This is a genomic window from Natronospira elongata (assembly GCF_034931365.1).
Lineage (GTDB): Bacteria > Pseudomonadota > Gammaproteobacteria > Natronospirales > Natronospiraceae > Natronospira > Natronospira elongata.
Genome location: NZ_JAYGII010000007.1, coordinates 75,704 through 99,319 on the forward strand (window position 1 = coordinate 75,704; position 23,616 = coordinate 99,319).

A 23,616-nucleotide genomic window follows, 5' to 3' on the forward strand; every position below is an offset into this window, starting at 1 on the left:
CTGGGATAAGGTGGACCAAGCGCCACCGACTATAGCAAAGGAGGCCCCATGCACCCGAGCGTGGAAGAGATGATTCGAGAGCTGATCGCCTGCCCTTCCATGAGCAGCGTCAGTCCCGCATTCGATACCGGCAACCGCGAGGTATCGGAAAAGCTGGCGGAATGGCTGGAGGATCTGGGTTTCGAAGTGCGCCTGATGCCGGTGGAGGGAGAGGACAAATTCAATGTCATTGGCACGCTGGGGCGGGGCAACGGCGGGCTGGTCCTGTCCGGGCACACCGATACCGTTCCCTTTGACCAAGATCGCTGGAACAGCGACCCCTTCACGCTGACCGAGCGGGACGGCAAGCTGTACGGCCTGGGCACCTGCGACATGAAGGCCTTCCTGGCCCTAGCCATCGAAGTGGCCAGCCGCTATCGAGCGGAAGATCTGGCAGAGCCCATCATCATACTGGGTACCGCCGACGAGGAGTCCTCCATGGCCGGCGGCAAGGCTCTGGTGGCGGATCACAGTCTGCGGGCCCGCTGCGCCATCATCGGTGAGCCGACCAGGCTGACCCCCGTGCATCTGCACAAGGGGATTTTCATGGAGGGCGTTCGCCTCAAGGGGCGCTCGGGCCACTCCAGCGATCCCAAGCTGGGCAATAACGCCATTGATGGGCTGCACCGGGCGATTGCGGAGTTGATGGCCTTTCGCGAGGAGATGGCCCGCCAGTATCACAACGCGGCCTTCCATGTGTCCTCGCCGACCCTGAACCTGGGCCATGTCCACGGCGGCGATAATCCCAACCGTATCTGCCCGGAGGCAGAAGTTCACTTCGATCTGCGAACCCTGCCCGAGCAGGACCTGGATGCGACCCGTGAGGCGCTTCGCGAACGGATCAGGGAAAGTCTGGCGGACAGCGGTCTCGGGATTGAGTTTCTACCCCTATTCGAGGGCGTGGGCGGCCTGAATACGCCGGAGGACGCGGCCATTGTCCAGGCGGTCACCGAACTCACAGGCCGGGAACCCGAGGCGGTGGCCTTCTCCACCGAAGGACCCTTCCTGCAGGAGCTGGGCATCGATACCGTCATCATCGGCCCCGGTGACATCGCCCAGGCCCATCAGCCCGACGAATACCTGGCCATCGACACCCTCCAGCCCACCCTGGACCTGATCGATGGGCTGATCAGGCGTTTTTGTCTCAAGTCGGGTTAGGCGCACGGTATTCAAGGCTGTCTGGGCGCAATCGGGGCGGTTTCTTGGCGCTATTTCTTGCCAAGGGTTTCGTGGGCTTCGGTTGGGGTAATCCCCTTCGACGCCGGTGACGGGTTACGTTCCGGCCTAGGTGGCGACAGGCCTACCTTTGTTGGGGGTCACCTGGGCCGTGCATGCTGATGGCATATTCTGATATCGAGCCGATGGTCGTCGATTCGGCCCGTTTAATCGCGGCAGGACTGCCGCGATTTAGGTCCTCCGAATGGCAACAAGACATAAGACTGAACCAAACCCTCCGCTAGCACTGCCCAGGTGACCGCCACCAAAGGTAGGCTTCGGTCCTGGTGGGCTTGCTCAGGGCTGTGAGCGACAGGACGTCGCGTGCAGAGCCCCCAGGGATGGGTCTACGTCCCTGAGCAAGGCCACCAGGACCGAAGCCGGGACGCAACCCGTCACCGCATCGAAAGGGCTTACCTCAACCGAAGCCCATTGCGTTGCAAGGAGCGGTAAACCAGAATACGCAACATTTGGTTTACACAATAAGGGCTTTCAACGATGACGGACAACGCTTCCCTGGTGGCGCGGGACCTGGCCGCGCTCTGGCACCCCTGCACCCAGATGAAGGACCACGAATGGCTGCCACTGGTCCCGGTGAAACGGGGCAAGGGGGTGTGGCTGGAGGATTTTGACGGCAACCGCTACATCGATGCCATCAGCTCCTGGTGGGTCAATCTCTTCGGGCATGCCAATCCGCGAATCAATGCCGCCCTCCGCGACCAGATGGAATCGCTGGAACATGTGATTCTCGCCGGCTTTAGCCATGAACCGGCCGTAGAGCTGGCGGAGAAGCTGGTGGAGGTGACCCCAGCCGGGCTCAGCCGCTGCTTCTACGCCGACAATGGCTCGGCAGCAGTCGAGGTAGCAGTGAAGATGAGCTACCACTACTGGCGCAACCTGCGCCGACCTGAGAAAAAGCGCTTCATTACGCTTGCCAACAGCTACCATGGCGAAACCCTGGGCGCCCTGGCAGTGGGCAATGTGGCCCTTTACAAGGAAACCTACGGTCCACTGCTGATGGAGACCCTGGCCGCACCAACGCCCGACTGTTTCGAGCGCGAAGAGGGCGAATCCTGGGAAGCCTATTCCCGCCGACAGTTCGAGCCCATGCGGAAGCTGATTGCCCGTCACCACCAAGAGGTTAGTGCGGTCATTCTTGAGCCCCTGGTGCAATGTGCCGGTGGGATGCGCATGTATCATCCGGTCTATCTGGAGCTGCTCCGGGAGGCCTGCGATGAATACGATATCCACCTGATTGCCGATGAGATTGCAGTAGGCTTCGGGCGCACCGGCACCTTGTTCGCCTGCGAGCAGGCCAATATCACTCCGGATTTCATGTGCCTGTCGAAGGGCCTCACCGCCGGTTATCTGCCCCTTTCGGCGGTCATGACCACCGAGAAGATCTATCAGGCCTTCTACGATGAATACGACAATCTGACCGCCTTCCTCCACTCGCACAGCTATACCGGCAATCCCCTGGCTTGCCGTGTTGCGCTTGAGACCTTGAAGATCTTCGAAGATGATCAGATTATCGTGCGTAATCGGGAGCTGGCTGAGCACGCAGCGCGGGCGTTTGCACCACTTGCCGATCACCCCCATGTGCGGGAGGTGCGTCAGCATGGCATGATTCTGGCGGCGGAGATGATGAAGGATCCTAAGCGTAGGGAGCCCTTCCCCTGGCATGAAAGGCGCGGGCTGAAGGTTTACCAGCACGGCCTGGCCAACGAGGTTTTGATGCGGCCCCTGGGCCATGTCTTTTACTTCATGCCGCCCTATGTGATCACCGAGTCGCAGATCGACCATGTGGCGAAAATGGCCCTGGAGGGCATTGACCTGGCTACCCGTGACTGAATGAGAATGCTGCCATGCGCATACCCAGAGTACTTCTTGACGCTCAGTTGGCGGTCGGCCAGGAGCTTAGCCTGACGCGTGACACGGCCCATCATCTGCGTCGTGTCCTGCGCCTGAAAGACGGACATCCCGTGCAGGTCTTTGACGGTCGGGGGCATGAGCACGAGGGTGAGTTGTTGGGGGAAGACCGGGTTCTGATCGGCGAGTCCATTGAGCGCGAGGTGGAATCACCACTGGCACTCACTCTGGTGCAGGGCATCAGCCGCGGCAACCGGATGGATTACAGCCTGCAAAAGGCGGTTGAGCTTGGGGTCAGCGCCATCCATCCGATTTTCTGTGAAAGAAGTGTGGTGCGGCTGGATGAGAAAAGGCTGGCAAAGCGGATGGCCCATTGGCAGGGGGTGATCGTTTCCGCCTGCGAACAGTGCGGACGCAACCGGCTGCCGGAGCTCGGCACGCCGAGCACGCTGATGGATAGTCCACCCAATCCCGACGGCCTGGGTCTGTTCCTGGACTCCAATGGCAGCGAAACCCTGTCATCTCTGGAAAGGCACGACAGTATGACACTGGTCGTTGGACCCGAGGGGGGCTTGAGTGATTTGGAGCTTACGGTACTCAGGGAAGCGGGCTATCGGGGTATTCGCATGGGGCCTCGAATTCTCCGGACAGAAACCGCCGGCGTAGCGGCACTGGCCGCCCTGCAGGCGTTGCACGGGGATTTCTGAGACACACGCTTCCCGCTCCGGGCTCAGGCGCCCAGTCTAACCTTCGTCGCCAATTGCCTCGGCACGCTCGGGGAGGTACTCCCGAATACGCTCTTCCAGGCTTTCCAGGTCCGGAACCAGAGGCCGCTCATTGGCCATTCGTACCTGGGTGATCACCGGCGCCCGCTCCGGCAGGTCGGGCTGCCCACCCGCGCTCAATACCCCCTCGGTCACCCTCACGAGGTAAGGGTAACCCTGGGTCATGATCGCCAGGATGGGCGGGTTGAGCCAGCCCTTGAGGGCGTGAAAATAGGTGATTCGGGTTCGGCTGCTGCTTTCGGGAATCCCCCGGCCGCAGGCGGCTTCGAAACAGATCAGGGGAACTTCCTGGCGCTCCCAGCGAACCATGCCCATAAACCATTCCGGCGCATTATCCGGCCGGCCACGGGGCGGGCTATAGCCCATCACCTCACTCACTGCCGTGCGCGGCACGATCAGTTTGCCACCACTGATGGGCACCAGGAGACTATAAACATCTTCAATCCGCTCAGTCATGAGAGCTCATCCATCCAAATGCATGGCCGCCGGGCTGTGGGCCGAGATTAGTCATTACCCCAACGCGTTCTCTGGGGATCAAAATCACTGACCAGCGAGCGAATATTCTCCATCAGCTCGGTTTCCTGATAGGGCTTGCCCAGATAACGGTCCACACCAATCTCAAAGGCCCGGTTGCGGTGTTTGTCGCCGGTACGGGAGGTGATCATGATGATAGGCACCGACTTGAGCTCTTCATCATTACGCATATGGGTCGCCAGCTCATAACCATCCATGCGCGGCATCTCGATGTCCAGCAGCATGACGTCGGGCTTTCGATCCTGCAGCTCGGCCAGCGCGTCCACACCATCCTTGGCAGTCATCACATTCAGTCCGTAACGCTTGAGCAGGCGCTCGGTGACGCGACGCACGGTGATGGAATCGTCCACCACCATCACGGTCGGCGGCTCATCCCGGGTCGGTTCAGGCTGGGCATCGGCCATGTCGGTGGTCACCGCCCGGACACCGCCGCGGACCATGCCACCGACATCAAGGATGAGCACGATGCTGCCATCACCCATGATGGTGGCACCGGAGATGCCGCGAACGTTGGCGATCTGCGGACCGACGGATTTCACCACCACCTCGCGGCTGCCCCGCATGCCTTCGGTGACAAGCGCCGAGGCATGATCACCCACGCGCACCAGAAGCACAGGAAGTGATGCGACGTCATCCGTCAGGTTTGGCTGGCCAAAGCCAAGCATGCCGCTCAAATGCTGTAGCTCGTAATCACGTCCACCATAACGGAAACTCGGATTCTCCTGGCCCAGTTTTTCTTGAACCTCATCCCGTGGAATACGCACGATACCCTCGATGGACGGCAACGGAATGGCAAACACTTCATCCGCCACTTCCACCATCAAGGCCTGGGTAATGGCGAGGGTGTAGGGCAATCGAATCGTGAAACGGGAGCCCACGCCCTCACTGGACGTCATGTGAAGGCTACCGCCGAGCTGTTTGATCTCGCTATGGACTACATCCATTCCCACGCCCCGACCGGCTGACTGAGTCACGGTGTCGGCGGTGGAAAAGCCGGGTTCCAGGATAAACTGGATAACATCGGACTCCGGCAAGTCACTGCCCGGACGGAGCATGCCCATGTCTTCAGCACGCTTGCGAATCTTCTCAACGTTCAGGCCGCGACCATCATCCATGATTTCAATCACCACCTCCGAACCTTCCCGGTGTAGCTCGATGGCGATCAGACCTTCCTTGGGCTTGCCTTCCTGATCCCGCGCTTCAGGCTTTTCCAGGCCATGAATGACTGCGTTACGCAACATGTGTTCCAGGGGCGCAATAATCCGCTCCAGCACCTGGCGATCCATCTCGCCCTCGCCGCCGATCAGGCGCAATTCCACTTCCTTGCCTTCCTCCGCGGCGGTCTGGCGCACCAGACGGCGGAGACGCTGCGCATGACGCGAGAAGGGCAGCATGCGGGTACGCATGAGCCCATCCTGGAGATCGGTATTCACCCGGGACTGCTGAACCAACAGGGTTTCCGCCTCACGGGCATGGTTGGACAGCAAGCCCTGGAGGCTGACCAGGTCACTCACGGATTCCTGCAGCGCTCGAGACAACTGCTGGAGGGCTGAATAACGGTCCAACTCCAGGGGATCGAATTCCGGGTTGGTCTCGCCTTCCTCCATCTCCCACTGATATCGGACCTGTGCCTCGATCTCGATTTCCAGATTACGGAACTGCTGACGCAGGCGATCCACCGTCTGGTCCAACTCCTTGAGGTGGAAGTCCATATTGGAGAGCTGCTGCTCCACCCGAGAACGGTAGATGCTGACCTCGCCTGCATTGTTGAGCAGGTTCTCCAGGAGATCAGCCCGCACACGCACCACCTCCTGCTGGACCCGAGGAGCGGCACGACGCTCTCCATGCTCCTCGACCGCATCCAGACCACTGGGAGCGGGCTTGGCCTCACGGCCTGGCGCTGTTTCCGTCGGGGCCGGCAGCTCCGGCTCCGGCGCTTTCGCTTCTTCGTCTGGCTCTGGGTGGCTGTCCACCTCGGTTTCAAAACTGGGCCCAGGCTCAGACTCAAAGTCCAGCTCGACATCGTCGTCGCTTGGCTGATCAAGATGGTCATCCGGGGCCTCGGTTACCGTGTCTTCGTCGTCAAAGACTTGTCCGCCCCGTGCATCGAGCCGCTGCAGTTCCTGCACCAGGTCGCTCCCGTCAACGATCACGGAGCCTTCGGCAACCTGTTCCACCATCCGGTGAACACGGTCAACGCAACGTTGAATCAAAGCCGTGAACTCGGTGCTCACTGGCAGCTTGCCATCCACCGCCTTGGTCAGAACCGTTTCCATTTCATGGCTGAGGTCCCCCATGGGGGTCAAGCCCGACATCCGGGCGCCACCCTTGAGGGTATGGAGATGACGCTGCAGAGCGGCGACCAGGGCGGTGTCATCATGGTCGGACTGCCAGTTATTGAGAGCCTCGTCCATGGCCTCCTGCAACTCGCGGGCCTCTTCCATGAAAACATCGGCGAGCTCTTCATCGTAATCGGGCAGGTCTTCAAGCGCGATCTCGCTGGCCCGGCGCGGCTCGGTTGCTGAAGCGGATGGCGCGGCTTCACTCGGCTCTTCAGCCGCCGGGGCAGACTCCTCCTCCGCAGGCATCAGCTCGCGGACTCGCGCCAGCAAATCAGAATCGGGTTCGGCAGCGCCTGCCGAAGTAGCCAAGCCCTCGATCATCTCGCGAACGGCCGCAATGGCGTCCTTCAAGACATCAGCGAAATTCTCGCCCGGTGTCAGGCCCTGTTCCTGCATCGCCAGCGCTGCTTTCTCCAGCGGTTGCATCACCGCCGGTATCTCACTCACATCAGCCGTGTGGGAGCTCCCGTTCAGGGTGTGCAAAGCGCGCAGCAGGTCACTGCTGATTTCACCTTCCTGCAAGACCTCCTCGGTTGCGGTATCCAGGGTGGCAAGGTGACGCTCGGCCTCCTTGCGGAAAATGTCATAGAGCACCGGATCCATGGCCGGTTCATCGTCGAGACCATCGACTGGCTCGTCCTCGCCTTCTGTCGCCAGTGAATCCGGACTGGCCTCATCCGTGGCCTCTTCCAGGCTAATACCATCGAGGGACGGCCAATCGTCATCACCGTCCTGTTCGCCTTCATGCCGCTGGGTCTCGTCGCTAACATGCGGCTCGAGCTCGGCCTCGGCCTCTTTTTCGACTTCCGGCTCGGCCGGGGTCTGCTCCGGCATCTCTGGAGCCCCCGGCAGTTCGGTGCCTTCGTCCCCGGCAGTGGACTCGGCCTCGCCGTCACTGCCGAGGCTACCGGCATGCAGGTCAGGCGCTGCTTGCGGAGCTGGCTCTTCGCCGCGGCTCCAGGCATCAGCGGTTTCCATCAGCCCAATCGCATCCACTTGGGGCTCACCTTCTCCCTTGAGCTGAGCCACCAACTCGGGGATGGCTTCGATAGCCTCGCCGACGTGATCAATCAGGGCCGGTTTGGCATCAATCGTGCGATCAATGACGCGATTGAGAAGGTTCTCGAAGGACCAGGCAAACTCGCCGATAAATTCCGCACCCACCATCCGCCCGGAACCCTTGAGCGTGTGGAAGGAGCGTCGAACAGTGGTCAGGGCTTCCTGGTCGCCCGGATTCTCGCGCCAGCGTGGATAGTTCTCCCGCAGGGAAGCGAGCTCTTCTTCCGCCTCTTCCAGGAAGATATCCACGATTTCCTCTGAGATATCTTCCGGAGCCGGTATCTTCTTGCGCGCCTCAACGGGCGCGGCGGGTGCCGGCGTCTCTGCTGGAGTGGGCGCTGTTTCAGCGGCAGGCTCCGGGTCGGGTTCACTGACCTCGGCCGACTCGGCGGGAGCGCCATCCGAAGCGTCGGCGGATGGCGCATCGGCACCATCACCCGGCTCTGCATCAAACTCGATTTCAAGCCCATCGGTCGCCGACGTATCGGCGTCGGCACTGACTGCCTCGTCGGCTTCTGGTGCCAAGGTGTCTTCAGTTTCAGTAGGCGGTTCGATCGAGGGCTCTTTCGCCTCTCCCGGCAAGGCACCAGGCCGGTAGCCAATCTCCGATATGCAGTGCTCCGCATTGTCCAGCATGGACTCTGGGTACCCTCGGCCCTGCTGGATGGTTTCCAGATAAAACTCTGTGCTGACAATGGCATCCGCCAGCCGGTCCAGCGTCTCTGGCGCCGGTGGCTGATCACTGCCAACCACACGGTCACGGATGAAAAGGGCGGCAGCCTGGAGAATCTCCCCGGCCCGATTCAGTTCCAGCAGGCCGAGGCCCGCCCGGATCTGCTGGACCAGATCGGGAATGGCCTCCAGCTTTTCCTTTTCCGCCGGGGATTTGACAAAATCCTGCACCCGCTCCTTGACCTTGGCCAGATTGACGATGCACTCGCGAATAACAGCGCCGGACACCTCACCATAGGCACCATCGTCTTCATCGTCGGCACCCGAGACACCGCTCATCTGCCGGTCCAGGCTTTCCTCGACCTGAAGCAATGCACTCGCGGTCTGCATCAGGCCGTCATCGTCCACCGCCTGAGCCGCAATCATGCGTGAAAGACTGTCCTGCTCCTGGCTGACACGATCCTTCAGCTTATCCAGGCCGAGCATGCCAAGGGTGTCCGAAACCTTGCGCAGCAAGTCCGACAGGGGCTCCAGTTCGTCAGTCTCGGCACGCCCCATGCGGACATGGATATCCAGAGTGTCCTTGACCCGAGCCAGGTCCTCCTTGACCGCCGCCGACACCGTCTGCATGAGCTGCGCATTAGGCCCGGAAAGGGCGGCCTCGACGGATTTGACCCGCTCTTCGTCTGGCAGAAACTCATCCAGGCGGAAGCTCTCTCGTATGCCACTGACACGATCACCACCTGCGGTGGAGCGGGCAATGTAGTAGAGCAGGTTGTTGATAAGCTCTTCAGGTGGGTCCGCCTGAATGGCGATCTCACCCTCATTGGCCAGGCGTTTGATTTCCCGATCAACCCGCCCCATCAACTGCTTGAAGCTGACATCCGCCTCAAGCCCGCCGTGGGCCAAGGCCTCAAGCGCCCCACCGACGACCCACCACAGCTGGAAAACCGGCGGCGACTCGGATGCCTCCTCGAGCTTCTCGGCAATTTTTGACAGGGCTTTCAGATACTTTCCGGCAGTGGGGTCGCGATACCAGCCCAACAGGGCTTTCTGGAACTTGCCTCGTAGCTTGACCGCCACCTGCTGACTGTCGCCAACCGCCGCACCTGGCCGGGCAACCTCCTCGGTAACACGGCGGCCACCAATATCCCGGGCAAAGACTGCACTTTCACTCAACAGAGGCCGGCCACGAGCCGAACGCATGTCGTTGATCAGAGACAGCAGGGCGAGGGGCACATCGGGCTGACCCGCCACGATACGCTCAAGGTAATCCGGAAGCTGAAGGAGGCCGCGGCTGAGCACTTCCAGCGCCGCATCGCGGTCGTTGACCGCTTCGTCGGCGACTGCCCGCCCCAAGGCCTCCATTTCCTCGGCCAGCATGGCAGCACCGAACACCTCCACCATTCGCAAGGTGCCGTGGGCCTGACGCAAAGCACGCAGGCAGTCATCGAGACCCTTGGCCTCCTCATCCTCCACATAGGCCTCAAGCCCATGGCGCGCCTGGGTGAAGGTAGTATCGAGCTCGCTCTTAATCCACAGAAGCGAGTCGGATGCGGCCTGTGTCATGGCTCCGGTCCCGGTCACTGTTTGCACCGACAATCACCCCCGCGGGGGAGATGACTGAAATTTTCGATCAGGCTGCGGCAAATCGCATACCTGACCACTCCCTGGCCGGTCTCTGCCGGCTAATGATCCACACAGCGCGGGCAATCAATCCACGCGCTCAGTATCCCGCTGACGTTTCTGCTCGCTGTCACCAGCCTCATCATCTTCCGGCCAGTCGATTTCATCGACAAATTCGTCCAGCCCGCCTTCCTGCTCATCAACGCTGTCTTCGATATCGCCGGACTCCAGACTGGAAAGATCATCACTGTCTTCCGGCATATCTTCAAGGGAAGCCATCTCCCCGTCTTCAAGGGCTTCCGATTCGCCCTGGTCAACGTCTTCGGAAGACATGACCATGGTTTGCTCCTCCTGCTTGCCCGGGAGCTTGAAGCCGGAAACGGATTTACGCAGCTCGGTAGCCAATGCGGCCAGCTTGCCAATATTGTCGGCAGTGGCAGTGGTGCCTTCGTGCGTCTGAGAGGTAATCTCCTGAATCACCTGCATGGTGCGAGAGACGTCACTGGCAGCCTGCGCTTGCTGACGGGCGGCACCGGAAATACTCTGAATGAGTGTCGCAATATGGTTGGACACTTTCTCAATCTCATCCAGGGCCTCACCCGCATTTTCCGCCAGGCGCGCCCCGCTCACCACACCCGATGTGGAGTGCTCCATTGAGATCACGGCTTCGTTGGTATCGGTCTGAATGGTCTTCACCAGGGCTTCAATCTGCCGGGTGGCATTACCGGACCGTTCCGCGAGTCGCTGCACTTCGTCAGCCACCACCGCGAAGCCGCGACCGGCCTCACCGGCAGCAGATGCCTGAATGGCCGCGTTGAGGGCGAGAATATTGGTCTGCTCGGCAATATCGTTAATCAGCTCCACGATATCGCCAATTTCCTGGGAACTCTCACCAAGTCGCTTGATTCGCTTGGAGGTCTCCTGAATGTTTTCCCGAATATTGTTCATGCCGTCGATGGTGCGACGCACTGCATCGCCGCCCTTATGGGCAATCTCCACCGACTGCTGCGCCACTCGGGTGGAACGCTCGGCATTCTCCGAGACCTGCTCAATGGACTCGGCCATTTCCTGAATCTGACGGCTGGCGGATGTAATTTCCGAACTCTGATGCTCGGATGCCTCGGCCAGATGAGACGCGGTCGCTCGCGTCTGCTGGGCCGTGGCATCCACACGCACCGCGGTATCGTTAATGGTTACCACCAGCTCCCGGAGGGCGTCCACCGCGTAATTAATGGAGTCGGCGATGGCACCGGTGATGTCCTCGGTCACCGAGACCTGCACGGTCAGATCGCCATCAGCCAGACTGCCCAGCTCGTCCAGCAGACGCAGAATGGCCTCCTGGTTCCGCTCGTTCTGCTCTTGCTGCAGCGCCGCCGCCTTACGGGTGTCGGAGGTCAGCACATAGACATAGATGAGCACCGCCAGAATCAGCAGGGCCAAACCACCAAAAATGTAACCATAGGTGGCCGAAAACATGCGATCGTCGATGGAACGGCGGTAAGTACTTTCAACAGAGCGGATACCCGCCAGCAGGCTGTCACTGATCTCCGCCAGAGCACTATTGGCCCGATGGACGGACAAAAGCTCTGCCCGTTGGCCCTCGATCCGGCTGACTTCATCATTGATACGCCCGTAGTAGACGCTGATATCGGTCAGGATGGACTGAGCCTCGCTATCAGCCACTGCCTCCACACCCAGGCTGTCATCGCCATCCTGAAAGCCCCGGACCAGACGCCCGAAGAAGGCATTGTCATCACCAATTCGACGCTGCGCCACACCCGGATCACCACTACCGGTCACCAGAGACACGCTCCACTGATGAATACGCGGCGCCAGCTGAGCCATCCGTCCCTGATGGAATACCTGGCTGGCTCCCGCATTAATTTCCAGCAGGCGATCGCCCAGCGCTTCAATACTGTTCTGTAGCGGCCCAATATTCTCATCAATGATTTCCAGGGACTGATGACTACGACGAATCATGTCCCCCTGGTCCAGAAGCAGCTGAGCCGCGCCACGGCCGGTATCAGACCAGCGATCCTCGACAATGCTCAACTCCTGACGGACCTGCCTTGGCGGGGCCGGAAGCAAGGTATCGGGGTTACCCCGCCGCATCCTGTCCAGGTTTCGGTCAAAGCGCTCACGGTCAGTGTAGAGTCGCTGAATGGCTTCCCGATTACCATCGACCGCAAGCTGAGCGTTCTTGGAAACACTCTGGGAAATGACTGCGGCTTCCGCTGCATACCCCAGAAACTCCTCATCATGAGCCGCCCTCTGGGTCACGAAGAAGAAATTCACGATCGCCGCCGCGAGCAGAGCGAGCACCACCACGATCAGGACGTAGAGGAGCTTGTTGGAAGTGGTACCGGAGGACTTAGCCATGAGTCTTCACCTGGTGTCGTTCATCGTTCTCGATTCCGGTCATGTGCTTGCACCGGTCAATCGCCATTTTCACTGAGCGGCCTGGAGGAAAAGCTGACTTTCCACCAGGTCCCGGAAACTGAGTACCGTCCAGTACTCCTCACCACGGCGGAATGCACCGCGGACAAAGGGGCGAAACTCGGCCCCCAGTTCATCATTCGCTTCGTCCACGGCCTCGTCCGACTGGAAACGGCGAAAGCCACGCACTTCACTGACCAGAAGGCCAGCGGGAATTTCCGGATGCTTCACGGCAATCACGCGACTTCGGCGATCCAGCGGGGTGCTTTCACCACCGCCAAGCTGGCGGAGATCCACCACGGACAACAATTGACCACGAACATTGGCCAGACCAAGCAACCAGGCCCGGGCACCGGGTACTCGGGCCAGATCGGGCATGGGCAGCACTTCCCTGACCTCCTCCCGGGGCACCAGGATGTTGTGCTCGCCCATACGCATGCCAACCCCCACCCATTCGTCCCCGGTCTCCAGGGTCGCTTCCTGCTGGCGCCCCGCTGCTGCCTGGCGGCAACGACGGTCCAGCTCCTGCAGCAGGCGGAAGGGCTGGTCGACCAGATCCGAAAGGGTGGTGATGTCGGCCATGACGAATTACTTCTCCAATGCTTCCTTGACCTTGCCGATGAGCTGATCTTCCTTCACCGGCTTGACCAGATAGGCGATGGCACCCTGACGCATGCCCCAGATCTTGTCAGTCTCCTGATCCTTGGTGGTGATGATGATCACCGGGATATCGCGGGTATTGTCGTTCTTTGCCAGCTGACGAGTGGCCTGAAAACCACTCATGCCGGGCATCACCACGTCCATGATGATCACATCCGGCTTTTCGCTGCGGGCCTTTTCGAGACCTTCCTCACCGGATTCAGCGGCAATCACCTCGTAGCCCGCCTTCTCCAACTGGGACTTGAAAACATGCACCTCGGTGGGGGAGTCATCAACAATCAAGACCGTCGCCATTACCTTGTTCCTCCAGAATTATGTCGCTTTAGGGTTTTAGTCGTCGTCGCTTGCCGAAAACAACGATCAGGCCGTGCGTCGCACGTGATTCTCGATCGCCCCCAGTAATTCGTCTCGCGTGAACGGTTTTGTCAGATACTCTTCAGACCCGACGATGCGACCGCGAGCACGGTCGAACAAGCCGTCCTTGCTGGACAGCATGATGACCGGCGTATTGCGGAAGCTGTTATTGCGCTTGATCAGCGCGCAGGTCTGATAGCCGTCGAGACGCGGCATCATGATGTCCACGAAGATGATGTCGGGTTCGGATTCGGCGATGACCGAAAGCGCCTCGAAACCGTCCACGGCGGTCAACACCTCGCAGCCGGCCTTCTTCAGCAGGGTCTCAGCCGTGCGGCGAATGGTTTTACTGTCATCGATGACCAGGACCTTGAGTCCACTCAGATCGCCGTCATTCGCCACCGGAACCTCCATCGTATTGCGAAACTTGTCATGGTCTGCTGGCGGGCGGACCATTCCGGCGTTGCCCGAACCGGCGGCAGCCATTGTCCGATCCATCACACGATCCCCCTCGGACGACTACCGTGCCTTGACACTCTACGCCATTTCCACGCCAAAAGCCGCCCTTGCACCCATGGATTGCCCCGATGCGGACCAGAATACCGTCCCTTACCGGGTAATATTATCGCGTTCTATCATAATATTAGCGGACAATCCACGAAATTTCCTTGAACTGGTTCACGGAACACTGGGAATTTGCCGGATTTCCGTCCACCCTGGCCTCGAAAACCCGAGCCAGGCGGTACACTGAACGGCCAAGCCCAGCCGCCTTGAGTCATAACACAGGACAGCGCAATGACGAACCGCAGACCCAATGTGGGCGTGGTCATGGATCCGATCGAATCCATCACCCCGCACAAGGACACCACCCTGGCAATGATGCTGGAGATCCAGAACCGGGACTGGGCCCTGTCCTATCTGACCCTGGAAGATATATTTCTGCAGGATGGCCGCGCCATGGGCCGCTGGCGCCCCCTGACCGTCCGGGACCAGGATCAGGATTATTTCGATCTGGGCGAGCCCCAGGAAGGACCACTGTCATCCCTGGACTGTCTGCTGATGCGCAAGGACCCGCCCTTCGACATGGAGTATATCTACGCCACCTATATTCTCGAGCGGGCCGCGGACGAGGGCCTGCGGGTGGTGAACCGCCCCGCCAGTCTGCGTGATGTGAGCGAGAAGGTTTATACCGCCTGGTTCCCGGAATGCTGCCCACCCACCGTGATTGCGCGGGACGGTGACCGACTGCGGGGCTTTATCCGGGATCAGGGACACGCGGTGCTCAAACCCCTGGACGGCATGGGCGGACGGGATATTTTCGTGGTCCGCGATGGCGACCCCAACACCAGCGTCATTCTCGAGCATCTGACCGCCAGCGGCGCCCGCTTTGCCCTGGCCCAGCGGTATCTGCCGGAAATCCGCGATGGCGACCGTCGCATACTGCTGGTCAATGGCAAAGCCACCGGCCCGGCACTGGCGCGGTTGCCCCGCGCCGGCGAATCCCGGGGCAACATCGCCGCCGGCGGCACGGTTCAGGGATCGGAGCTGCGTGAACGAGATCACTGGCTGATCGAGCGAATCGGCCCGGTGATGCGAGACAAGGGCCTGATGTTCGTGGGCCTGGACGTGATTGGCGACTATGTCACCGAAATCAATGTCACCAGTCCCACCTGCGTACGCGAACTGGACCACATCTACGGCAGCAATATCAGCGCTCAACTGATGGACGAACTGGCGGAGCTGGAAGGATGGTGAGGCTGGCCGCGACCGTCCTGGTGGCGGGCCTGCTGAGTGCCTGCCAGCCAGACGAGGAAGCAGAGCGCCAGCAGGCGCATTTCCATGCCATGGGCACCCGGATTGATCTCACCCTGATCGAGGGCCCCCTGTCCACCGAGTCGGCGACCCGGCTGATCGAATCCCATTTTGAGGTCCACGAGCAGCGCTGGGACGGCTGGGGTGGCGGCGAGCTTGGGCGCCTAAATCAGCGTCTGGCCAATGACGGCCAGGCCAATGTGCCCGCTTCCCTGCGCGATGGCATCGAGCAGGCGCTGCTGCTGGGTCAACAAAGCGAGGGCCTGTTTCACCCCGGCATCGGGGCATTGGTGGAAACCTGGAGCTTTCACCGTCAGCCTCGCAAAGCGGGACCGCCACCGAGCGAGGAATCACTGCATGGCCTGCTTGAGTCACTGCCCCCAGTGAGCGCCCTGCAACTCGATTCTGGCCTGCTCCGGGGCCCCGGGCAGGGATTCCGCCTGGACCTGGGCGGTTTCGCCAAGGGGCTCAGCCTGGATCGACTGCACGAAAACCTGGATGCCGCCGGGCTCGAGCACGGCATCATCAATGCCGGTGGTGACCTTCTTGCCCTGGGCCGTGCTGGTGGCGACAGCGTTGACGCCCGCGCCTGGCGGATCGGCATTCTGGATCCGCGCGGGGACGGCGTGCTGGCCGGCGTGACGGTGACCGACGGAGAATGCGTGATGACATCGGGCGACTATGAGCGAACCTTCGAACATGATGGTGAGGCCTATCACCACATCCTCGATCCGCGGACTGGCCACCCCGCCGACGCCAGCGCCTCGGTCACCGTGATCAGCACCGAATGCGCCCGGGCAGACGCGGCGGCCACCGCCCTGTTTGTCGCCGGCCCCGGTGCTTGGCCCGAGCTGGCGGCGCAAATGGAGGTGGACACCGTGATGCTGGTCACGCCCGATGGCCAGGTAGAGTTGTCACCGGCCATGGAGGCACGGATCGAATTCGATCAACGCCAACCCGACGTAACTGTCAAAGCGCTTCCCTGATGCCACGACCGTCCCTGCTCGACTGTCTTGTGATCCTCATACTGGCGGCCAGCCTGGGGCTGCTGTTGGCGATGAGCCTGGATGGGCGTAGCGGTGATACCGCTCTGGTGATGGCGGAAGATACAATCGTGAAGCGGATCAATCTCTCCCGAGCCGGCGAATACACGGTGAGCGGCCCCCTGGGGGAGAGCCTTCTGGAAGTGAGCAACGGTCGCATTCGCTTTGCCGATGCCCCCTGCCCAGACCGGATCTGCCTGCGTCGGGGATGGCTGAGCCAACATGGCGACAGCGCGACCTGCATCCCCAATCGCGTTCACATCCGCCTGGAAGCGGAAGAAAACGGCTATGACAGCATCAACTTCTGAACAGGATCGCCTGGTGGTCGGCCTGGCGGCGCTTGCCGTGATCATCCATGTGCTGGAGACAGCCATTCCCAGCCCGGTGCCGGGGCTCAGGCCCGGCCTGGCCAATGTCATCACCCTGGTGGTGCTGTTCCGCTATGGTCTGGCCATGGCCGCTTGGGTCAATTTATTGCGGGTGGTCGGTGGCAGCCTGCTGATCGGCACCTTTCTGGCGCCGGCCTTCCTGCTCAGCCTGGTGGGGGCCCTGGCGGTGCTGCTCAGCCTGGCGGTCGTGCGCCCCTTGCTGCGCCTGGGCCTGAGCCCCATTGGCAGCGGGGCACTGGCATCGGTGGCCCATGTCGGGGGACAATTGCTTATCGTGCGCCTGCTGCTGATCCCACATGATGGCCTCTGGCTTCTGGCACCCTGGCTCATGATTGCCGCGCTGCCGTTGGGAATCTTTACCGGCATGATAGCGTCTGAGACATTGAAACAGCTGGAAACAACCCCGAAGGGCGGGAGGACCGCGTCCCATGCGACAGATTGAGGTGGTGAAACTGCGCCCCGGGTCCCGTGATCGCCTGATCACGACGGTCTTTCTGGCTGCCCTGTTGCACGGCATGGTCATCCTGGGGGTAAGTTTCTCCGCCGACCAGCCGGGTGAACTGCGGGCCAACACCCTGGAGGTCACCCTGGTCGCGACCCCGGACGAGCGCCCCCCGGAAGAGGCGGATTATCTGGCCCAGGCCGACCAGCGCGGGGCGGGGAACGTGGAGGAACGCGTCCGTCCGGAATCCGCCCAATCCACCCTGGACCAGATTCCCAACCCAGGACTGGAAGAGGGCTGGGCCGAGGAAACCGAGGTGGATGTCACCGATGGCAGTGAATCCCCCGACAGCCTGGACAGTCTTGAGCCGGAACCGGAAAGCAACCCGCTGCTGACCACCGAGAGCAGTCCGGAACGGGTTGCCAGTGCCAACACCACGCCGCGGGATACCCGCCAGCCACTGCAGTTGGCCCGCCTGCTCACCGATGGCGCTGAGCAGGCCGACCCCATTAGCGACGATGATCGCCAACCCCTGGCCCACAGTGACGACCCACGCGAGAAGTTCATTCAGGTCAACACCCGGGAGCACGCCTATGCCGAGTATCTGGAAGGCTGGCGCCGCCGGGTGGAATCGGTGGGCAATGAACACTACCCGGTGGAAGCACGGCGCGACGGCCTGACCGGCGCCCTCACCCTGGAAGTGGCCATCGCCGCCGATGGTACCCTCCGTGAAGTCCGGCCACTGGAAAGCTCTGGCCATCCCACCCTGGACCGGGCCGCCGCCCGCATTGTCCGGACAGCTTCCCCCTTCGCCGCTTTTCCCGAGGCGATTCGCGAAGAGGCCGATGTGATTCGTTTCGCTTTCCGCTGGGAATTCGGGACCGACCGCACCATCCGCACCGGTGTGCGGCTACCTGCCGGCAGCTGACCCCTTTCACCCCGACCACGGGCGACTGGTAGAATGGGAATCCATTTGCGCGCCAAGAAACCACGCCCATGGCCAATCCTGATTATCTAAACGGACACTTTCTGATCGCCATGCCGGCCCTGGGCGATCCCAACTTTCATCACACCGTGACGCTGATCTGTGAGCACGGCCCCGAAGGCGCGTTGGGGATTATCATCAATCGCCCCCTGGAAGACATCCATCTGGGCGACGTGCTCGAGCAACTGGAACTGGGAGAGGCTCAAACCGGCATCGGCAACCAGCCCCTGTTCCAGGGTGGGCCGGTGGAGCAGGAAAGAGGCTTTGTGGTGCACCAGCCCCTGGGGGACTGGGAGGCCAGCCTCGATCTCGGCAACGACCTGGGGGTGACCAGCTCAAGAGACATCCTGGCCGCCATTGCCGACGGCAAAGGCCCCGAGAAGAGCTTCGTCGCCCTGGGCTATGCCGGCTGGGGCGCGGGCCAGCTGGAACAGGAAATCAGCGAAAATGCCTGGCTGAGCAGCCCGGCCGAGGCACGCATCCTGTTCGATGTGCCACCGGCCCAGCGCTGGCGGGAATCGGCCCGCGCCATGGGTGTGGACTTGAGCCGCCTGAGCGATCAGTCGGGTCACGCGTGAACCAGCCCAAGGTGCAAGGCACACTGCTGGGTTTCGATTACGGATTGCGCCGGATCGGCGTCGCCGTGGGTCAGACCGTGACCCAGACGGCCAACCCGCTAACCATCCTTCCAGCCGACAACGGTAAGGCGGACTGGGAGCAGATCGCTGATCTGATCCGCGAATGGCGACCGGCGGCCCTGGTGGTTGGCATACCGGCGCATGCCGATGGCAGTGACAACGAGCTCAGTCCGAGAGCACGGCGGTTTGCCCGACAACTGCAGGGACGTTTCGGCAAACCCGTTTACAGTGTGGACGAACACCTGAGTTCACATGCGGCCGCCAGTACTGGCGAACGCCGCCCCGGGGAGGCCATTGACGACCTGGCCGCCGCTCGAATTCTGGAAGACTGGCTCAAGCAATGAAGACCAATGACTGAACGGGGAGACCACACGGGGATGACACAACATCTGCTGGCCATTGACGACCTTGAACCAGGGCAACTGCGAACCCTGCTGGATCTGGCCCGCTCCCATGCCGACGCCGATCCCCAGACCGAATCTCGGACTCAGCTATCGGGGGTGACCGTCGCCCAGCTATTCTACGAGCCCAGCACCCGCACCCGCTGTTCGTTTGAAATCGCCGCCCGCCGACTGGGTGCGGATGTCCTCAACCTGGACATCAACCACACCTCCACGGTCAAAGGTGAAACCGTCGTCGACACCGTTCGCACGCTGGCCGCCATGGGGGTAAGGCTGTTTGTCATTCGCCATGGCGATGCCCGGGTGGTTCAGGCCGCGGCCGATGTCCTGCCGCCGAATTGCCATCTACTCAATGCCGGCGCCGGCACCCGTCAGCATCCCACCCAGGCTTTGCTGGACATGCTCACCCTGATGCGAGCCGGTTTTGATTTCGCCCGCCTCGACATCAGCATCGTCGGCGACCTGCGCCATTCCCGGGTTGCGGCGTCCGCGGTGGAGGCCCTGCGCATGCTGGGTGCGGCAAGCATTAGAATGGGGGGTCCCGAGGGTTTCCTGCCCGACAACGCCCCGGCCGGGGTCAGCCTGCATCAGGACCTGAAAGAGACGATTCAGGGGGCAGCGGTAATCATGGCTCTGCGTATTCAGCGGGAACGCATCGCAGCGGATGTCCTGACCGATCCACAACTGGCCCATCCGACGGCTTACCATGAACAATGGGGTTTGAATGAGGCGCGCGTGGCGCAATGGGCCCCGTCGGCCCGTGTCCTGCACCCCGGCCCCATGAACCGGGGCGTGGAAATTGACGACGAACTGGCTGACGGCCCCCGCTCACTGATACTCGATCAGGTCCAGAACGGCGTGGCCGCCCGCATGGCCGCCCTGACCTGGCTATTTCACGGAGACAGCATCCTATGAGCAAGCATCCCGCCCACCGGGGCAGTATATTCGTGGAAGAGGCCGAAGTGCTGGCGCAGGTCGCCCATGCCGCAGAGCAATACGTGATTCGCTTTCGAGCCCCGGAAACCGCCCGCCGGGCCGAACCCGGCAGTTTCGTCCATATCCGCTGCGATAGCTCGCTGCCCATGCGCCGCCCCCTGTCCATCATGCGGGTCTCGGCCGAGGAAGGCTGGGTAGAATGTCTTTACAAGGTGGTGGGCAAGGGAACGGCGCTGCTGGCGCGACAGCGGGCCGGTGACCAGATCGGCGTCATGGGCCCCATCGGCAAGACCTTCCAGCCAAGTGCCGGTCGCCGCCGACCGCTGCTCATCGGGGGCGGTGTGGGCATTCCGCCCATGGTGTTCCTGGCCGATCGCCTCAGGCAGCAAGCGGATGTCAAGCCCCTGGCCACCCTCGGCTCGGAAGTCCCCTTCCCCTTCAAGGCCCGGCCATCGACCCACATGGTTCCCGGCATCCCGGAGGGCGTGATCGCCACCATGCCGCTGCTGGAAGACTGGGGCATCCCCTGCCGCCTGGCCAGTGGCCAGGGTTACCCCGGCTGCTTCGAAGGCTTTGTCACCGAGCTGGCCGATCACTGGCTGCAATCCCTGGATGCCGATGCCCACGCCCAAGTGGAGATCCACGCCTGCGGCCCAACCCCCATGCTGGCAGCCACCGCCCGCCTGGCACAGAAGCATGGGCTGCCTTGCCAGGTGGCGCTGGAGGAGTACATGGCTTGCGCGGTGGGTGGCTGTGCGGGCTGCGTGGTGCGGGTGGAGACCGATCAGGGCCCGGCCATGAAACGGGTCTGCGTGGACGGCCCGGTGTTCGATGCCAACGCCGTCTTCCCCCCGGAAAAACCCGCCGACAAGGCCGGCCTCTTCCACTGAACCACCCGACCGCGTATCCCGGACGGATACATACAGCCTGGGAGCCTCGCCACCGCTTCGGACCACCACCGAGGCTCCCCTACCCAAAGTTGATTTTGGCTTCGAGGTTGGCGCGGGAATCGGCATTGCGCAGGGCCTCGTCGAGTTCAATCTTGCCGTCACGGTAGAGTTGGCTGAGGGCCTCGTCAAAAGTCTGCATGCCGGGTTCGTTGGAATCCTCCATGGCCTCGGAGATCTTCTCGATCTGGCCCTTGAGGATCAGCTCTGAAATGTAGGCTGTATTGATCATCACCTCGCAAGCCGCGACCCGCTTGCCATCCACGCCCAGCAGCAGGCGCTGAGAAATCACGGCACGCAAATTCAGCGCGAGATCCATAAAGACCTGGGAGTGCAGTTCCTTGGGAAAGAGATTGACGATGCGATCCAGGGTTTGATGGGCATTATTGGAGTGCAGAGTGGAGATGGCCAGATGCCCGGTACCGGCAAGCTGAATGGATGCCTCCATGGTTTCCCGGTCACGGATCTCACCAATCTGAATCACATCCGGCGCCTCACGCAGGGCACTGCGCAAGGCCTTGGCATAGGACAGGGTATCCTGGTTGAGCTCCCGCTGATTGATAATCGACTTGCGGTGCTTATGGGTGTACTCGATGGGGTCTTCGATGGTGAGAATGTGATCACTGGCATTCTCGTTACGATGGTTGATCATCGCCGCCAGGGTCGTGGACTTGCCTGAACCGGTTGAGCCGCACATGAGCACCAGCCCCCGGGAGGTCATTGCCACGTCCTTGAGTACTTCCGGCAGGCCCAGATTATCAAGCTCCGGCACATTGGAGGGGATATAGCGAAGCACCATGGCAAGTTGCCCCCGCTGGCGAAAGGCATTGCCGCGAAAGCGACCAATACCTTTCTCGGACAGGGCAAAATCCACTTCCATGTCCACCTCAAGCACCCGTCGGTCACGTTCACTCAAGACACTGGTGACGACTTCCTCCACCACCTCGGGCGTCAGTACCGTCTTGCCGACCGAAGCCATCTTGCCTTCAAGACGCATTTTCACCGGCGCGTTGGCGGTGATATAAAGGTCGGAGGCCTTCTTGTCCGCCATGAGCTTGAGATAGGGCTGGATATTCATGCCTGGCTGCTTCCTCTATCCATCAAATAATGGCTGATGAATGCCAATCAACGACGATGCCCGCTGGGGTCATCGTCCTCCATGATGTGCAGTTTCTCCGTCCCTTTCTCCAGATCCCGGGGCTGGCGATCACTCTCCAGCTTGATCTTGAGACGAAGCTCATTGGCTGAATCGGCATTACGGATGGCATCTTCATAACCGATACGCCCCGCTTCAAAGAGCTCGAACAATGCCTGGTCGAAGGTCTGCATGCCCAACTCTCGGGAGCGGCCCATGACTTCCTTGATCTCCCCCACTTCGCCTTTCTGGATCATGTCAGCAATCAATGGCGTATTGATCAAGATCTCCACCGCCACCGACATGCCCTCGCCATCGGAATTTCGGACCAGTCTTTGCGAAATGATTGCCTTGAGGTTGAGAGCCAGGTCCATCAGCAACTGCTCCCGGCGCTCCTCGGGAAACAGGTTGATGATTCGGTCAAGTGCCTGGTTGGCATTGTTGGCGTGCAGCGTGGACAGGCAGAGGTGGCCGGTCTCGGCAAACTGAACGGCATAATCCATTGTCTCCCGATCACGGATCTCCCCAATCAGAATCACATCCGGCGCCTGGCGCAAGGTGTTCTTCAGGGCCGCATACCAGTCCTCGGTATCCACACCCACCTCCCGCTGGGTTATCACGCACCCCTGATGCGGGTGAACGAACTCCACCGGGTCCTCGATGGTGATGATATGGCCTCGACTTTTCTGGTTGCGCTTCCCCAGCATGCCCGCGAGGGTAGTGGACTTACCCGAGCCGGTGGCCCCCACCACAATCACGAGTCCACGCTTGGTCATGGCAATTTCTTCCAGAATCTCCGGCAGTTGGAGATCTTCCAGGCGGGGAATTTCGGTCTTGATGGTCCGCAGCACGGCACCGGTTCGGCCCTGTTGAACGAAGGCACTGACACGGAAACGGCCAATGCCGCGCGGGTTGATGGCGAAATTGGCCTCCTTGGTGGCATCAAATGCCTTGGCCTGCTTATCGTTCATGATTGCCCGAACCAGCAAGGCACTCTGGTCGGCCCCCAAGGGCCGGTCGGTAAGCTGGGTCATTTCGCCATCCACCTTGATGGCCGGCGGAAAACCCGCCGTAACAAAAAGGTCGGACCCGCCTCGCTGGACCATTGCCCTAAGCAGGTCCTGCATGTAGCGTGTTGCCTGTTCTCTATCCATTTCCGTCGTCCTCCGACGCCGTCCGCGACACCCATTTCGGGCCGATCGCGGCTACCAAGACTGATCTTCCAATATTCACTGACGTTGCCAGCGGTATCCCGTAGATCGAGCAACTCTGGCCAGCAAGGCGCAGCGCACCCTAG

At 61.2% G+C, this 23,616-nt stretch carries 20 protein-coding genes; 12 read left to right on the forward strand and 8 right to left on the reverse strand.

The features are described from left to right. The first annotated feature begins 48 nt into the window (after positions 1-48). From argE to VCB98_RS05390, 3 genes are all read left to right on the forward strand, one after another. On the forward strand, positions 49-1,197 hold the full coding sequence (argE, locus tag VCB98_RS05380) for an acetylornithine deacetylase (RefSeq protein ID WP_346050872.1): 1,149 nt from the start codon (positions 49-51) through the stop codon (positions 1,195-1,197). A 555-nt stretch (positions 1,198-1,752) separates the two neighbouring features. Continuing rightward, positions 1,753-3,105 (forward strand): adenosylmethionine--8-amino-7-oxononanoate transaminase, encoded by a 1,353-nt coding sequence (locus VCB98_RS05385; RefSeq protein ID WP_346050873.1) that lies wholly within the window; start codon positions 1,753-1,755, stop codon positions 3,103-3,105. Between the two features lie 14 nt (positions 3,106-3,119). Next, entirely contained in the window at positions 3,120-3,830 is a 711-nt protein-coding gene (locus tag VCB98_RS05390; protein WP_346050874.1) for a 16S rRNA (uracil(1498)-N(3))-methyltransferase, read from the forward strand. A 36-nt stretch (positions 3,831-3,866) separates the two neighbouring features. On the opposite strand, the gene VCB98_RS05395 is transcribed toward VCB98_RS05390, so the two are convergent. The 6 genes from VCB98_RS05395 to VCB98_RS05420 all read right to left on the reverse strand — a co-directional run bounded on the left by VCB98_RS05395 (position 3,867) and on the right by VCB98_RS05420 (position 14,005). Further along, complete coding sequence (locus VCB98_RS05395) at positions 3,867-4,364, reverse strand: chemotaxis protein CheW (RefSeq protein ID WP_346050875.1); 498 nt, start codon at positions 4,362-4,364, stop codon at positions 3,867-3,869. A gap of 47 nt (positions 4,365-4,411) precedes the next feature. Then, the gene (locus tag VCB98_RS05400; RefSeq protein WP_346050876.1) at positions 4,412-10,084 is read right to left on the reverse strand and encodes a hybrid sensor histidine kinase/response regulator; all 5,673 of its coding nucleotides are present in this window, start codon (positions 10,082-10,084) and stop codon (positions 4,412-4,414) included. A gap of 144 nt (positions 10,085-10,228) precedes the next feature. Then, positions 10,229-12,520, reverse strand: a complete 2,292-nt coding sequence (locus VCB98_RS05405; RefSeq protein ID WP_346050877.1) for a methyl-accepting chemotaxis protein — start codon at positions 12,518-12,520, stop codon at positions 10,229-10,231. 69 nt (positions 12,521-12,589) lie between these two features. Next, positions 12,590-13,159 carry a chemotaxis protein CheW gene (locus VCB98_RS05410; RefSeq protein WP_346050878.1) on the reverse strand — a complete coding sequence of 190 codons (570 nt, stop codon included), beginning with the start codon at positions 13,157-13,159 and terminating at the stop codon, positions 12,590-12,592. A 6-nt stretch (positions 13,160-13,165) separates the two neighbouring features. Continuing rightward, positions 13,166-13,531: a response regulator gene (locus VCB98_RS05415; RefSeq protein WP_346050879.1), complete on the reverse strand. Its 366-nt coding sequence runs from the start codon at positions 13,529-13,531 to the stop codon at positions 13,166-13,168. Positions 13,532-13,597: 66 nt separating this feature from the next. Further along, positions 13,598-14,005 carry a response regulator gene (locus VCB98_RS05420; RefSeq protein WP_346050893.1) on the reverse strand — a complete coding sequence of 136 codons (408 nt, stop codon included), beginning with the start codon at positions 14,003-14,005 and terminating at the stop codon, positions 13,598-13,600. A gap of 381 nt (positions 14,006-14,386) precedes the next feature. Between VCB98_RS05420 and gshB the strand changes: the two genes are divergently transcribed. The 9 genes from gshB to VCB98_RS05465 all read left to right on the forward strand — a co-directional run bounded on the left by gshB (position 14,387) and on the right by VCB98_RS05465 (position 21,127). Then, positions 14,387-15,346 carry a glutathione synthase gene (gshB, locus tag VCB98_RS05425; protein ID WP_346050880.1) on the forward strand — a complete coding sequence of 320 codons (960 nt, stop codon included), beginning with the start codon at positions 14,387-14,389 and terminating at the stop codon, positions 15,344-15,346. Then, positions 15,340-16,389: an FAD:protein FMN transferase gene (locus VCB98_RS05430; protein WP_346050881.1), complete on the forward strand. Its 1,050-nt coding sequence runs from the start codon at positions 15,340-15,342 to the stop codon at positions 16,387-16,389. The genes gshB and VCB98_RS05430 overlap by 7 nt, the downstream gene beginning before the upstream one ends. Next, a complete protein-coding gene (locus VCB98_RS05435) occupies positions 16,389-16,754 on the forward strand; it encodes a NusG domain II-containing protein (protein WP_346050882.1) in 366 nt (121 codons plus the stop codon). The genes VCB98_RS05430 and VCB98_RS05435 overlap by 1 nt, the downstream gene beginning before the upstream one ends. Then, entirely contained in the window at positions 16,735-17,277 is a 543-nt protein-coding gene (locus tag VCB98_RS05440; RefSeq protein ID WP_346050883.1) for a Gx transporter family protein, read from the forward strand. Before VCB98_RS05435 ends, VCB98_RS05440 begins: the two co-directional genes overlap by 20 nt. Continuing rightward, complete coding sequence (locus VCB98_RS05445) at positions 17,264-18,205, forward strand: energy transducer TonB (protein WP_346050884.1); 942 nt, start codon at positions 17,264-17,266, stop codon at positions 18,203-18,205. The genes VCB98_RS05440 and VCB98_RS05445 overlap by 14 nt, the downstream gene beginning before the upstream one ends. A gap of 68 nt (positions 18,206-18,273) precedes the next feature. Continuing rightward, the gene (locus VCB98_RS05450; protein ID WP_346050885.1) at positions 18,274-18,840 is read left to right on the forward strand and encodes a YqgE/AlgH family protein; all 567 of its coding nucleotides are present in this window, start codon (positions 18,274-18,276) and stop codon (positions 18,838-18,840) included. Then, complete coding sequence (gene ruvX / locus VCB98_RS05455) at positions 18,837-19,244, forward strand: Holliday junction resolvase RuvX (RefSeq protein WP_346050886.1); 408 nt, start codon at positions 18,837-18,839, stop codon at positions 19,242-19,244. The genes VCB98_RS05450 and ruvX overlap by 4 nt, the downstream gene beginning before the upstream one ends. A 6-nt stretch (positions 19,245-19,250) precedes the next feature. Next, entirely contained in the window at positions 19,251-20,216 is a 966-nt protein-coding gene (locus tag VCB98_RS05460) for an aspartate carbamoyltransferase catalytic subunit (protein ID WP_406672896.1), read from the forward strand. After that, the gene (locus VCB98_RS05465; protein ID WP_346050888.1) at positions 20,213-21,127 is read left to right on the forward strand and encodes a dihydroorotate dehydrogenase electron transfer subunit; all 915 of its coding nucleotides are present in this window, start codon (positions 20,213-20,215) and stop codon (positions 21,125-21,127) included. The genes VCB98_RS05460 and VCB98_RS05465 overlap by 4 nt, the downstream gene beginning before the upstream one ends. A 79-nt stretch (positions 21,128-21,206) precedes the next feature. Here the strand turns inward: VCB98_RS05465 and VCB98_RS05470 are convergent, their stop codons facing one another. Together VCB98_RS05470 and VCB98_RS05475 are read right to left on the reverse strand one after the other, a co-directional pair. Next, a complete protein-coding gene (locus VCB98_RS05470; protein ID WP_346050889.1) occupies positions 21,207-22,262 on the reverse strand; it encodes a PilT/PilU family type 4a pilus ATPase in 1,056 nt (351 codons plus the stop codon). A 47-nt stretch (positions 22,263-22,309) separates the two neighbouring features. Beyond that, on the reverse strand, positions 22,310-23,473 hold the full coding sequence (locus VCB98_RS05475) for a PilT/PilU family type 4a pilus ATPase (RefSeq protein WP_346050890.1): 1,164 nt from the start codon (positions 23,471-23,473) through the stop codon (positions 22,310-22,312). Positions 23,474-23,616: the final 143 nt, after the last annotated feature.

Excerpts from the sequence above, each read along its gene's own strand:
- VCB98_RS05475 (WP_346050890.1), bottom strand. The coding sequence starts at position 23,473 with ATGGATAGAGAACAGGCAACACGCTACATGCAGGACCTGCTTAGGGCA.
- VCB98_RS05430 (WP_346050881.1), top strand. The coding sequence starts at position 15,340 with ATGGTGAGGCTGGCCGCGACCGTCCTGGTGGCGGGCCTGCTGAGTGCC.
- VCB98_RS05450 (WP_346050885.1), top strand. The coding sequence starts at position 18,274 with ATGGCCAATCCTGATTATCTAAACGGACACTTTCTGATCGCCATGCCG.
- VCB98_RS05395 (WP_346050875.1), bottom strand. The coding sequence starts at position 4,364 with ATGACTGAGCGGATTGAAGATGTTTATAGTCTCCTGGTGCCCATCAGT.
- VCB98_RS05420 (WP_346050893.1), bottom strand. The coding sequence starts at position 14,005 with ATGGAGGTTCCGGTGGCGAATGACGGCGATCTGAGTGGACTCAAGGTC.
- gshB (WP_346050880.1), top strand. The coding sequence starts at position 14,387 with ATGACGAACCGCAGACCCAATGTGGGCGTGGTCATGGATCCGATCGAA.
- VCB98_RS05440 (WP_346050883.1), top strand. The coding sequence starts at position 16,735 with ATGACAGCATCAACTTCTGAACAGGATCGCCTGGTGGTCGGCCTGGCG.
- VCB98_RS05390 (WP_346050874.1), top strand. The coding sequence starts at position 3,120 with ATGCGCATACCCAGAGTACTTCTTGACGCTCAGTTGGCGGTCGGCCAG.
- VCB98_RS05410 (WP_346050878.1), bottom strand. The coding sequence starts at position 13,159 with ATGGCCGACATCACCACCCTTTCGGATCTGGTCGACCAGCCCTTCCGC.
- VCB98_RS05470 (WP_346050889.1), bottom strand. The coding sequence starts at position 22,262 with ATGAATATCCAGCCCTATCTCAAGCTCATGGCGGACAAGAAGGCCTCC.
- VCB98_RS05400 (WP_346050876.1), bottom strand. The coding sequence starts at position 10,084 with ATGACACAGGCCGCATCCGACTCGCTTCTGTGGATTAAGAGCGAGCTC.
- VCB98_RS05405 (WP_346050877.1), bottom strand. The coding sequence starts at position 12,520 with ATGGCTAAGTCCTCCGGTACCACTTCCAACAAGCTCCTCTACGTCCTG.
- VCB98_RS05445 (WP_346050884.1), top strand. The coding sequence starts at position 17,264 with ATGCGACAGATTGAGGTGGTGAAACTGCGCCCCGGGTCCCGTGATCGC.
- VCB98_RS05385 (WP_346050873.1), top strand. The coding sequence starts at position 1,753 with ATGACGGACAACGCTTCCCTGGTGGCGCGGGACCTGGCCGCGCTCTGG.
- VCB98_RS05435 (WP_346050882.1), top strand. The coding sequence starts at position 16,389 with ATGCCACGACCGTCCCTGCTCGACTGTCTTGTGATCCTCATACTGGCG.
- VCB98_RS05465 (WP_346050888.1), top strand. The coding sequence starts at position 20,213 with ATGAGCAAGCATCCCGCCCACCGGGGCAGTATATTCGTGGAAGAGGCC.
- VCB98_RS05460 (WP_406672896.1), top strand. The coding sequence starts at position 19,251 with ATGACTGAACGGGGAGACCACACGGGGATGACACAACATCTGCTGGCC.
- argE (WP_346050872.1), top strand. The coding sequence starts at position 49 with ATGCACCCGAGCGTGGAAGAGATGATTCGAGAGCTGATCGCCTGCCCT.
- VCB98_RS05415 (WP_346050879.1), bottom strand. The coding sequence starts at position 13,531 with ATGGCGACGGTCTTGATTGTTGATGACTCCCCCACCGAGGTGCATGTT.